The sequence below is a fragment of the Kitasatospora sp. MBT66 genome, from assembly GCF_000710405.2.
Taxonomy (GTDB): domain Bacteria; phylum Actinomycetota; class Actinomycetes; order Streptomycetales; family Streptomycetaceae; genus Kitasatospora; species Kitasatospora purpeofusca.
Window position 1 is genome coordinate 638,522 of the sequence record NZ_JAIY01000016.1, and the last position, 10,437, is coordinate 648,958.

A 10,437-nucleotide genomic window follows, 5' to 3' on the forward strand; every position below is an offset into this window, starting at 1 on the left:
CGGGGCGGCCGTGAAGCGGCTGCGGGCCGTCTGCCTGGCCCTGCCGGAGGTGGACGAGCGGGTCAGCCACGGCGAGCCGACCTGGTTCGCCGGCGTCGGCCGCCGGGCGCGGGTGTTCGTGATGCTCGCCGAGCGCCACCACGACGACCGCCTGGCGTTCTGGTGCCCGGCGGCGGCCGGCGCGCAGGAGTTCCTGGTCGCGGAGGAGCCGGAGCTCTTCTTCCGCCCGCCCTACGTCGGCCACCGGGGTTGGGTCGGCGTCCGCATCGACGTCCCGCCGGTGGACTGGGAGCGGGTCGAGGACCTGGTCGCGGACGCGCACGCCCTGGTGACCGGCGGGGGTGCCGAGCGGCGGCCTTGACCGTCGCCGCCTCGCTCTCTTGATGTAATTTTTAGGTCACCTGACCTAGTTTTTGCGTATGACCACTTCGAAGAGTTCCCCGGCCCCCGACCTCGACAGCCCCGACCTCCTCGGGCCCGACCTCCTCGGGCCCGACCTCCTCACGCCCGACCCCCGAGGACCGGTCCTGCTGGTCGGCGGCTACGGGACGGTCGGCAGTGAACTCGCCCGCCTGGTCGCGGCCGAGCACCCCGTCCTGCTCACCGGCCGCTCCGAGCAGCGCGGCGCGGACCTCGTCCGCGAACTCGGCGGCGCCCCGCACGCCGCCGTCCGCCGCTGGGACCTCGCCGACCCCGCCCCCTTCACCGCCGCGGTGAGCGCCGTCGTCGGCGTCGTCAACGACCCCGACGACCGGGTGCTCCGGGCGGCGGCCCGCGCCGGCGTCCCGTACGTGGACGTCACCCGCTGGACCGTCCGCCTCCAGCGCGCCGCCACCGTGGCCGCGCTGCTGCGCCCCACCGCGCCGGTGCTGCTCTCCTCGGCCTGGATGGGCGGCGTGGTCGGACTCGTCGCGGCCGCGCTCGCCGAACGCCTCGGCGGGGCGGACCGGGTCGAGACCGCGATCCGCTGGGACCTCGCCGACCGGGCCGGCGCGGACTCGGTGGAGTTCATGGACCGGCTGGGGCTGGACTACGAGGTGATCAGCGAGGGCCGGCGCCGCACCGTCGCCCCGCTGACCGAGGCGCACACCGTCCGGATCGGCGACCACCCCACCCGGGTCGCCCGGATCGACACGCCCGAGCAGTTCACCCTGCCGCTCACCCTCGGCACCACCACCGCCACCACCCGGATCGGATTCAGCTCCGACCTCAGCACCCGGGCCCTGCTGGCCGCCAAGCACACCGGCTTCTTCCGCTGGGGCCGGGGCGAACGCTGGCAGTCCGCCCGCCGCGCCCTGCTGTACTCCCCCGGCGCGGGCGGCACCGCACTGCTGCGCGTCGACGTCGGGCACGCCGGCCGCACCCTCACCGCGGTCGTCGAGGACCGCGCCGGCCAGGCCCACCTCACCGCCGTCGGCGGCCTGCTCGCCCTCCGCCGCGCCCTCGGCTCGGACGGCGCGGCGGCAGCCCCGGCCGGCGTCTCCTTCCCCGAGCAGACCCCCCGGCCGGACCGGGTGGTGGCCGACCTCGCCGCCCTGGGGGTAGCGGTCGACATCGGCTCCGCTCCGGGCTTGGATGCTGCAGCATGAGCACCGCACCCGACCCGACCCCGTCCACATCGTCCGCCGCCCCGGCCCGAGGGCGGGGGCGGAAGGGCGCGGAACGGCGGGAAGCCCTGCTGGACGCCGCCGAGGAGGTCCTGGTCGCCGAGGGCGGCCCGGAGTGGACGATGCGCGCCGTGGCCGCGGCGGCCGGCGTACGGCTGGGCCACCTCCAGTACTACTTCCCCACCCACGCGGACCTGGTCGCCGCCGTACTGGAGCGGGTGCTGCGGCGCTCCGCCGAACGACTGGCGCCCCTGCTCGCCGCCGACGCCGACGCCGATGCCGATGCCCCCGGGGCAACCGCCGGGGTGGTCACCACCCTGCTGGCCGAACAGGAGGACGCCCGCCTGATGCGGCTGTTCGTCGAGGTGTGGGCCCTGGCCGCCCGCGACACGACCGTGTCCGCGGCCGTCCGCGGTTTCTACGGCGACTACCGGACCCAGGTGACCGCCTTCCTCGCCCGCCGCCACCCCGACCTGCCCGAGGAGGAACTGCGCGCCCGCGCCGGGGTGTTCATCATGCTGATCGAGGGCGCATCGCTGTTCCGCTCCGGAGTGGCGGGCGAACGCGACCCCGCCACCGACGAGGCATTGGTCCGCACCGCCCACGCCCTGCTCGGATCCTGACCTACCCGGGCTTGTCGCGCGAGTTCGATCCCCGTCGCCCACTCCAGCGGTAGAGCCCCCCGGTTCCGAAGTACACACCCGCGCCGCCGGGTCGGTCGTCTTCGGATCCGACACCGAGGGGCGGATCACCCTGCCGGGCCGGGTCCGCGATCGGATCCGGCGGCTCCGCCGGTGTCCAGGCCGTCGATCGGGGCCCACTCGTGTTCCAGGATCGAGTAGGTGATCGAGTCGCGCCATGCCCCGTGGACGAACACGTGGTCCCGGATCCGACCGTCCTCGGTCATTCCGGCCCGGAGCAGGGTCCGGGCCGAGGCCTCGTTGAGCGGTGCTCGGGCGGCCCAGATGCGGTGCAGGCCGAGGACGTCGAAGCCGAGGGCGCAGAGCAGGTGGACGGTCTCGGTGCCGAGGCCCTTGCCCCATGCGGCCGGGTGGAGGGCGAAGCCGATGGTGGCGGCCTGCTGCGGCTCGGTGGCCAGGCGGGCGTAGCCGATCAGCCGGTGCTCGCCGCGTCGGGTCACGGCCAGGCAGTACTCGGTACGCGGGGTGGCGTGCGCGGAGTCGACGGAGCGGGCAGTGATCGCGTCGACCTGCTCGCGGGTGCGGGGTTCGAAGCTGAGGTGCCGGGTGGCTTCGGGTCACCGTAGATCGCCAGGAGGTCGCCGGTGTCCGCGGGTTCGACCTCGCGCAGCGCCAGGCTGGGGCCGATCAGGCGGAGTTGGTCATGGCTGCGGAGCCTGTCCGCCGGGTCACCGGACGAGGGCCGGGACGGGGGCGAAGGCCCCGATCCCCGGGCGCAGGCCAGCCGCCGCGCCGTTCCCTCGGCCCGGTGCCCCGGGCGGGTGTCAGGCCAGGTCGGTGAGGAGTTGGAGGTCCGGCGGGGCGGCCAGCAGGGTGGGGCCGGCGGCGAAGGCCTCGGCCATGTGGGGCGCGGCGAGGTGGGCGTCGAAGTCGGCCCGGGTCGCCCACTGTTCGACGACCACCCAGGACGCGGGGTCGAGCGGGTCCTGGTACGGGCGGTAGAACAGGCAGCCGGGCTCGGCGAGCGTCGGCGCGACCAGTGACAGCGCCTGGGCCCGTACCAGCTCCTCCTGCCCCGGTGCGGCCTTCAGTCTGGCGACAGCGGTGATCGGTCCACTCATTGCGTCCCCCTGGATTCCGGTGATCGTCTGCGATCACCGGTGGCCAACAGGGCCGGGACCGCACCTATTCCGGGCGGCGGGCACCGGCGGGACGGCTCGCGCCGTGCCCCGGCGGCGGGCAGACTGGCCGCGGAGGGCCCGGTGGACCCGGGCCCGCGCGCAGCCCCGGAGGCGGCGATGCCGCAGATGACGGTCGACGGGCGCACCCTCGCGCTCTCGCACCTGGACAAGGTCTACTTCCCGCGGACCGGCACCCTCAAGGGCGAGGTCCTGCGCTACTACGCCGCCGTCCACAGCGCCCTGCTGCCGCACCTGCGCGACCGTCCGGTGTCCTTCCTGCGCTGCCCGGACGGCGTGGCGGCCGAGGTGTTCGTGGCGAAGAACCCACCGCCCGGCACGCCCGACTGGGTGCGCACGGCGGAGGTGCCGAGCAACAGCGGCGAGCTGCGCCAGGTGGTGCTGGAGGACGGCGCCGGGCTGCTCTCGGTGGTCAACCTGGGCTGTCTGGAGCTGCACGTGCCGCAGTGGCACGCCGGCGCGCCCGGGCTGGCGGACCGGTTGGTGCTGGACCTCGATCCGGGCGCGGGGGCGGACGTCCTCACCTGTCGCACCGTGGCCGGGCTGCTCCGCGAGCGGCTCGCGGCGGACGGTCTGGAGGTCTGGGTGAAGACCTCCGGCGGCAAGGGCCTCCATCTGCTGGTGCCGCTGGAGCCCACGCCGAGCGCCCGGGTGTCCGCCTACGCGAAGGAGCTGGCGGCCGAGCTGGAGGCGGCCCGCCCGGAGCTGGTCGTGCACACCATGGCGAAGGCCCGCCGCACCGGCCGGGTGCTGGTCGACTGGTCCCAGAACTCGGCGAAGAAGACCACGGCCGCCCCGTACACGGTGCGGGCGCAGGAGCGGCCGACGGTGTCGGCGCCGCTGTCCTGGGCGGAGCTGGACGCGGCCGGGTCGGCGGCGGAGCTGGTGTTCACGATCGCCGAGGTGCCGGAGCGGCTGGCGGCCCACGGGGATCCGCTCGGGCCGCTGCTGGATCCGGCGCGGGCCCGGCCGCTGCCCGCGGCCGCGCCGCACCGCGCCCGACCCGCGTCCCCGGCCCCGGCCCGGTCCAAGTCCAAGTCCCCGTCCTCGGGCGGCCGCGACCCGGTGGTCCTGACCCCTCCGGTGGAGGTGATGCGCCCGGCCGCCGTGCCCGCCGTGCCGCCGGCGGACGGCCTCGGCGGCGCCGGGGTGCTCTACGAACTGAAGCTGGACGGCTTCCGCTGCGTGGCCTTCGCCCGGGGGCCGGACCGCCCGGCGTTCCTGCAGTCCCGCTCCGGACGGGACCTCGCCGCCGAGTTCCCGCCGATCGCCGCGGCCGTCGCCCGGCTGCCGGCCGGGCTGGTGCTGGACGCCGAGCTGGTCGCCTGGCGCGGCGGCCGGTTCGCCTTCGAGGAGCTGCTGCGGACCAGGCGGGACGGGGCCGCCGAGGACGTGGCGCTGGGGCTGATCGCCTTCGACGTGCTCGCCCTGCCCGGCCGGGACGTCCGGTCCCTGCCGCTGGCCGACCGGCGGCGGTTGCTGCTGGCCGCGCTGGCCGAGGTGCCGCCGCCGGTCCAGCCGGTCCTGGCGACCACCGACCGGGCCGAGGCGCTGACCTGGACGGAGCAGCTCGCCGACACCGGCGTGGAGGGGCTGGTCTGCAAGGCCGCCGGTTCGGCGTACCGGCCGCGCGGGGCGGGCCGGGTCTGGGTGAAGTACCGGCGCGGCGACACCGTGGACGCCACCGTCCGCGCCGTGACCGGACCGCCCGCGCGGCCCCGGGCGGTGGTCCTGGAGCTGGACGACGGCCGGGTGCTGCTCTCCTCCCCGCCGCTGTCGCCGCTCCAGTCGCGGCAGGTGGCGGAGCTGGCCGCCGGGCGGCTCGGGGCGCCCGTCCACGATCCGCAGTACGGCGACGTCCGGCCGCTGACCGCCCCGCTGCGGGCCGAGGTGACCGTCACCGGCCGGCCGCCGGCGGCGCTGTTCGTCCGCCTGCGCGGCGACTGAGGACCTGCGCCGTCAGTTCGGTTCGCTTCTCCCTCGGTGTGGCGGGACGGGACCGGCTCGTGGGCGAGGGCCCACGGCGGGTGCGGGCCGCCAGCCGGCCGGGCGTGCGCGAACTCCGTCACCAGGGCCTCGGTGAAGGCCGGCAGGTCGCTCGGCCGACGGCCGGAGACCAGCACCCCGGGTCCGTCCCGGCAGACGTGGACCGGTTCGTCGGCCCAGTAGGCGCCGGCGTTCACCAGGTCGGTGCGGATGCTCGGCGAGGAGGTGAGGGTGCGTCCGCGCACCGCGTCCGCCTCGATCAGCGTCCACGCGCCGTGGCCGGTCACCGCGACCGGCCGGCCGGCGGCGGCCAGTTGGTGGACCAGGGCCACGGCCGCGCGGTCCAGGCGCAGGCAGTCGGGGTTGGCGACGCCCCCGGGCAGTACCAGGCCGTCGTAGGCAGCCGGGTGCGCCAGCGCGACCACGTCGTCGACGGGGAAGGCGTCCGCCCGGTCGAGGTGCCGGTACGCGTCGACGAGTCCGGGGCGGGTGGACAGCAGCCGCGGCGTGCCGCCGGCCTCCGCCACGGCCTGCCAGGGGACGGTGAGGTCCACCTGCTCGGCGCCCTCGGGAGCGACCAGGAAGGCGATCGTCCGGCCGGTGAGGACGGTCAGCGGCATCCGGGCCACCACCCGGTTCTCCCTCCGCTCACGGACACGGCTCGCACCGGCTCAGCCGCCGGGGCGCGCACCGGACCGGTCCACGCGGTCGGCGGCGGTCGGGCCGCGCCCGGCCAGTTCGACGGCGGCGGGCGGCGGGGCGAGGCGGATCCGGGCGCGCGCGCAGTCCAGGTGGACGACCAGCTCCAGGTGGTCGACCCGAGCGACCGTCCCGATCGGGACCAGCAGCGGGGCGCCCGGCACCCACGGCCTGGTGTCCACCAGCAGGTGGTCCCCGGCGTCCTGCTCGACCCGGCCGAGCGGGCCGTCCGTCGCCTCGACGTCGTAGCCGACCAGGACGAGGTCGGCGGCATGGTGGGAGCCCGGACGGTACTCCCTCAGCTCGGTGGTCATCACGCCTCCGGGTGGTCCCACGGGCGGCGTTCGCGGCGGCCCGGGTCGTCGCGGTCGTCACCCGGGTCGTCGGCCCGACCGGCGCCCCGGCCGTCGCCCCGGTCGTGGTACGGGCCCCAGCTCCGGTGCTCACCGGGCCACGGCCCGCGGCCCCAGTGGTCCCCCCGGTCCGGCGAGCCGACCGCCGGGTCCACCCGGTGCCGCCGGTGGCGGCGCAGCACGACCGAGAGACCGGCCGCGATCATGACGCTGCCGACCCACACGGCTCCCGTGGCGATCGCCACCACGGCCGTCGGCTTGCGCACCGCGATGCTGAGGCAGAGCGCCGCCATCACCAGCGCCGTCATCAGCACGCCGGTCGGCAATCGGCGGCCGAGGCCGCGCAGCGCGCTCCCGACGCGGTGCGGCCGTTCCGCTCCCATCGTGCTCAACCGCCGGTCGAGGCGGGTGTCCCGGCTCAGATCGCACTCGATCTCGGCGAGGAGCCGCCGCTCCCGTCCGCTCAAAGCGGGTCCGTCCATCTCGGTCACCTCCGGCACGTCCGGTGACGACGACATCCCGTCCGGGCGTCTGCCCGGTGGGGGGTGCGCTAACCGCTCCGGCCCGCGAGGGCGACGGACGCGGCCGGGCGACGGTCGCCGAACGCCCGCGGACGGGCGAGCAGGCTGTCGTCCAGCACACACAACAGGGCCGCGGCGTCGGGGTGCACCTCGGCGGCTCCCGCCGCCCTCACCTCCGCGGCCGTGACACCGGGGCCGGGACCGAGCACCGCGACACAGGGCACTCCGGCCAGCCGCGCGACCCGGACCTCGGGCGCGCTCGCGGCGACGAACACGGCGTGCGACGGTTTGCCGTCGACCAGGTCGAGGGCGACCCGGACCGGATCGCGGCCAGGATCGGTCACGGTGAGTGCCGGGGTCCCGCTCGGGCCGGGGGCGGTCAGGACCACCGTCCAGCCCCGTGCCGCGCACTCGCGCAGCAGGGCGGCGGAACCGCGTGACGTCGCACGCCAACCGGCCCCGAAGAGTGCCGCCGAGACGACTGTCATGGCCCACCGTTCCCGTTCCGCACCACGCACCGGCGCGCCCTTCCAGGTTAGGCCCGCGCCCCCGGGACCGCCCGGCGTCCCGGGTCACTCCGGGTGACGACTCGCAGCTGTCCGGAATCCTCTCGGCGCCGGCGCCCGGCCGTGCCAGGATCGAGCCATGATCACCCCGCTCACCGCCCGCCCCACCGCACCGAACGGGGACGGGGAAGGGGACGACTCGCGGAACGGCGGCCTCCGGCGACACACCCCCGCGCGGACCGGTCCCTGGGGGCGCGCGGCCCCTTCGGTCGCGCCCTCAAGCTCGGGTCGCGGCAGCCCCCGCAACCAGCGGCGGACGGTGACCGCACCGACGCGGAGCGCATCCGTTCCATTGACAGTCCGCCGGAACCGCCCCGATCCTCGCCGGTACGGCCCGGCCACCGAGCAGGGCCGCTCGACGACCGGGGGTGGTCAGCGATGACGGACCAGTGGACAGCGCGGCGCATGCCGCGGGCGGTCAGGTGGGCGGTCGCGGGCGTGTGGGTGCACGCCGCACTCAGCGGATTCGCGGGCCTCGTGCTGCTCGCCGCCCTCGGCCGCAACCAGGGCGGCGAGGTCGCACCGGTACGGTTCATCGCGATGGCCTCCGTCCTGGTGGGCCTGCTGCTCGGCACCTGCGCCGGCCTCGCCTCCCGCCGCGCGGGCTGGACCAGGACCACCGTGGTCGTCGTCGAGGCCCTCTCGGTGGCGACGGCCGCCCTCCTCCTGCTGACCGGCTCCCTCGCCGCCCTCACCGGCATCGCCCTCGGCGCCTTCGTCCTCCGCACCTTCCTCTCCCCCGTCGGCCGCGCCTGGTTCGACGACCAGGCCCCGTCCGGGTGAACCGACCGCCGACGAACCGGTGTTCGCCGAGCCAGGCGGCGGTGCGGGGCGGCGGGTGCGGGGCGGCGTGGGCCGGCCCGGGGCGGCGGCGCTCAGGGCGGCGGCGCTCAGGGCGGCGGCGCTCAGGGCGGCGGCGCTCAGGGCAGCAGGGCGGCCGCCGCGTTCCGGAGGGTGATGTCGATCGATTCCCGCACCCGGGTGAGTTCCGGCAGCTTCTCCTCGATCTCCCGCTCCTCGTAGGCGGATTCGACCGTAAACCAGACGCCGACCACGTTGTTCTCCCGCTTGCACCGGACATCGGCGGCCGCCGTGGCCAGCTCGGTCGCCGAGGGGACCGGGGAGTGCCAGGCGGGGTCGTTCGCGGCGGCGGCCGGCGTCCCGTAGTCGAATCCGCTCGCCTTCATGCACGAGGACCATTTCCGGAACACCTCCTTGACCCTCTCGTCGGCCGTCGACCGTTGGTAGTTGCCGAAGTTGACGTCCACGGCCACCTGCGCGTCCTGGAACGTCCCGCCGCCCGCGGTGACCGCCTGCTGGGCCTCGCCCGCGCATCCGCCCGGAGGGATCGGGGTCCCGCGGAAGACCCCCGTCCGGGAACCCCCCGGAGCTTGGGGTGCCCCGCTCCCCGCGCCGAGCACGAGGCGCACGTCCGGGGAGAGGGACTCGGTCGGTGTCGGCGTCGACCCGTCCCCCGAGGCATCGCCGTGGTACCCGCGGACGGCGGCGACGGCCGGGTCGGTGGGGTCGTACCGGTGCGCGGTCTGGCCGGTGCGTCGGTCGGACTCGCGGACCGCCGGCTCGTAGTCCAGCCCGAACCTCTTCATGCAGGTCGAGACCAGACGGGCCCAGCCGCGGTCCATCCGCGCGTTCTCCTCCGGGTTGATCAGGTACTTCTCGACCGGGAGCGCCCGGTCCGAGGTGCTCGCCAGCACGGGGACGTCCGGGACGGCGGGAGCGGGGGCTACCGGGACGGCGGCAGCGGAGCCGGCCGGTGCCGGGGAGTCCGGCGGGCGGCCCGAGTCCGGTCCGCCCGCACTCGTGCAGGCCGCGGAGGTCGCGGCGAGGAGTCCCGCCAGAAGAAGGGTCGCTCGAATCATCGGATTTCCGCGCGGCACGGCATTCGGTCCCTTCGAGGCTTTTTCCGATTTCTTGGTGGTACTCGTGCATTCCGGTCGATCGGTCGGCCATTCGCCCCCTGGCCCCCGTTCACGCGGTGCGTCCGCGTTCGCCCGATATGGACGCCGAGTCCGGGAGCGGTCGTGCTGTTGGCATACGTCACGGAGCGGTCGATATCCCCCGCATTCCTTACCGCAAAGCTGATGTGAGTGGCCGTCAGGAGCCTTGACCGGGGTGGGGCGCTGTCTGATGATACTCAGGGCCCGGTGGGACGGGCGCACTTCCACCTCCGGGGCGTCAGCCGATTCGGAGCAGGCCGGACCGCGATTCGAGCGGGCGACCGGCGGCCCGGACTTCGGTCCACGATCCGGCTCGACGTGCCGATTCGAGCACCCGAAAGGTGACCATGAAACTCACGGGGAATATCAGGATCGGGGTCGCGGCGCTGCTCGCCGCCGGCGGTCTCGCGTTTTCGGTGCCGGCCGCTTCCGCCGCCCCGAACCCGGGCACGTGCAGCGGTAGCGACTTCTGCCTCTACTTCAACTCCGACTTCAAGGGCGCCACGTTCGAGGACGGCCGGGGCAACTCGCAGACCCCCGAGAACTACGGCGCTCCGAACTGGTACAGGTTCTCGGGGGGCAACGGCGCCGGGTCGTACGTGAAGAACAACGCCGCGTCGGCGTGGAACTTCAACCTCAACTACAGCGTGACGGTCTACTTCAACTCGAACAACAGCGGCCCGAGCCAGTTCATCAAGCGCCTGACCGGCGCCAACCTCAACGACCAGCTGAAGAACAACAACGCGTCGCAGTGCCTCGACTTCTTCCAGTACTGCCCCTGAGAATTCCGGGGCAGCGGCCGAGCGGGGATCGCCGGACCGCTCCGAGGCCCTGACCACCGGTCCGACCGGCCTGCGGGCCCCGACGCATCCCTTCGGAGGCGTCGGGGCCCGCGGGCCGGGCCCGG

12 protein-coding genes and 1 pseudogene are annotated in these 10,437 nt (G+C 75.3%); 6 read left to right on the forward strand and 7 right to left on the reverse strand.

Translation table 11 applies throughout. From position 1 onward, the window contains the following. The 3 genes from BI06_RS38715 to BI06_RS38725 all read left to right on the forward strand — a co-directional run. The coding region (locus BI06_RS38715) for an MmcQ/YjbR family DNA-binding protein (protein WP_304440902.1) at positions 1-361 on the forward strand (361 nt) is incomplete at its 5' end. A gap of 58 nt (positions 362-419) precedes the next feature. Next, a complete protein-coding gene (locus BI06_RS38720; RefSeq protein ID WP_233290463.1) occupies positions 420-1,589 on the forward strand; it encodes a saccharopine dehydrogenase in 1,170 nt (389 codons plus the stop codon). Then, positions 1,586-2,230: a TetR/AcrR family transcriptional regulator gene (locus BI06_RS38725; RefSeq protein WP_082558995.1), complete on the forward strand. Its 645-nt coding sequence runs from the start codon at positions 1,586-1,588 to the stop codon at positions 2,228-2,230. The genes BI06_RS38720 and BI06_RS38725 overlap by 4 nt, the downstream gene beginning before the upstream one ends. A 125-nt stretch (positions 2,231-2,355) precedes the next feature. Here the strand turns inward: BI06_RS38725 and BI06_RS38730 are convergent, their stop codons facing one another. Beyond that, a complete protein-coding gene (locus tag BI06_RS38730; RefSeq protein ID WP_369826367.1) occupies positions 2,356-2,808 on the reverse strand; it encodes a GNAT family N-acetyltransferase in 453 nt (150 codons plus the stop codon). Positions 2,809-3,072: 264 nt separating this feature from the next. Then, the gene (locus tag BI06_RS38735) at positions 3,073-3,369 is read right to left on the reverse strand and encodes a putative quinol monooxygenase (RefSeq protein WP_030393911.1); all 297 of its coding nucleotides are present in this window, start codon (positions 3,367-3,369) and stop codon (positions 3,073-3,075) included. A gap of 177 nt (positions 3,370-3,546) precedes the next feature. On the opposite strand from BI06_RS38735, the gene ligD reads away from it, so the two are divergent. Next, entirely contained in the window at positions 3,547-5,394 is a 1,848-nt protein-coding gene (gene ligD, locus BI06_RS55705) for a non-homologous end-joining DNA ligase (RefSeq protein WP_149030616.1), read from the forward strand. 101 nt (positions 5,395-5,495) lie between these two features. Here ligD and BI06_RS47300 read toward each other — a convergent pair. From BI06_RS47300 to BI06_RS48885, 4 genes and pseudogenes are all read right to left on the reverse strand, one after another. Then, positions 5,496-6,053: pseudogene (locus tag BI06_RS47300) on the reverse strand (DJ-1/PfpI family protein); the annotation flags it as partial. Positions 6,054-6,104: 51 nt separating this feature from the next. After that, entirely contained in the window at positions 6,105-6,446 is a 342-nt protein-coding gene (locus BI06_RS38750; protein ID WP_051742782.1) for a hypothetical protein, read from the reverse strand. Beyond that, on the reverse strand, positions 6,446-6,967 hold the full coding sequence (locus tag BI06_RS48880; protein ID WP_149030617.1) for a hypothetical protein: 522 nt from the start codon (positions 6,965-6,967) through the stop codon (positions 6,446-6,448). The genes BI06_RS38750 and BI06_RS48880 overlap by 1 nt, the downstream gene beginning before the upstream one ends. A 68-nt stretch (positions 6,968-7,035) precedes the next feature. After that, a complete protein-coding gene (locus tag BI06_RS48885; RefSeq protein ID WP_030393916.1) occupies positions 7,036-7,494 on the reverse strand; it encodes a hypothetical protein in 459 nt (152 codons plus the stop codon). Between the two features lie 483 nt (positions 7,495-7,977). On the opposite strand from BI06_RS48885, the gene BI06_RS38765 reads away from it, so the two are divergent. Next, positions 7,978-8,355: a hypothetical protein gene (locus tag BI06_RS38765; protein ID WP_030393917.1), complete on the forward strand. Its 378-nt coding sequence runs from the start codon at positions 7,978-7,980 to the stop codon at positions 8,353-8,355. Positions 8,356-8,492: 137 nt separating this feature from the next. On the opposite strand, the gene BI06_RS38770 is transcribed toward BI06_RS38765, so the two are convergent. Further along, positions 8,493-9,452 carry a hypothetical protein gene (locus BI06_RS38770; protein WP_149030618.1) on the reverse strand — a complete coding sequence of 320 codons (960 nt, stop codon included), beginning with the start codon at positions 9,450-9,452 and terminating at the stop codon, positions 8,493-8,495. Positions 9,453-9,877: 425 nt separating this feature from the next. On the opposite strand from BI06_RS38770, the gene BI06_RS47310 reads away from it, so the two are divergent. Beyond that, positions 9,878-10,312 (forward strand): peptidase inhibitor family I36 protein, encoded by a 435-nt coding sequence (locus BI06_RS47310; protein ID WP_043476051.1) that lies wholly within the window; start codon positions 9,878-9,880, stop codon positions 10,310-10,312. Positions 10,313-10,437: the final 125 nt, after the last annotated feature.

Coding starts and splice junctions, on each gene's coding strand:
- BI06_RS38720 (WP_233290463.1), top strand. CDS start 420: ATGACCACTTCGAAGAGTTCCCCGGCCCCCGACCTCGACAGCCCCGAC.
- BI06_RS38725 (WP_082558995.1), top strand. CDS start 1,586: ATGAGCACCGCACCCGACCCGACCCCGTCCACATCGTCCGCCGCCCCG.
- BI06_RS38735 (WP_030393911.1), bottom strand. CDS start 3,369: ATGAGTGGACCGATCACCGCTGTCGCCAGACTGAAGGCCGCACCGGGG.
- ligD (WP_149030616.1), top strand. CDS start 3,547: ATGCCGCAGATGACGGTCGACGGGCGCACCCTCGCGCTCTCGCACCTG.
- BI06_RS38750 (WP_051742782.1), bottom strand. CDS start 6,446: ATGACCACCGAGCTGAGGGAGTACCGTCCGGGCTCCCACCATGCCGCC.
- BI06_RS48880 (WP_149030617.1), bottom strand. CDS start 6,967: ATGGACGGACCCGCTTTGAGCGGACGGGAGCGGCGGCTCCTCGCCGAG.
- BI06_RS48885 (WP_030393916.1), bottom strand. CDS start 7,494: ATGACAGTCGTCTCGGCGGCACTCTTCGGGGCCGGTTGGCGTGCGACG.
- BI06_RS38765 (WP_030393917.1), top strand. CDS start 7,978: ATGCCGCGGGCGGTCAGGTGGGCGGTCGCGGGCGTGTGGGTGCACGCC.
- BI06_RS38770 (WP_149030618.1), bottom strand. CDS start 9,452: ATGATTCGAGCGACCCTTCTTCTGGCGGGACTCCTCGCCGCGACCTCC.
- BI06_RS47310 (WP_043476051.1), top strand. CDS start 9,878: ATGAAACTCACGGGGAATATCAGGATCGGGGTCGCGGCGCTGCTCGCC.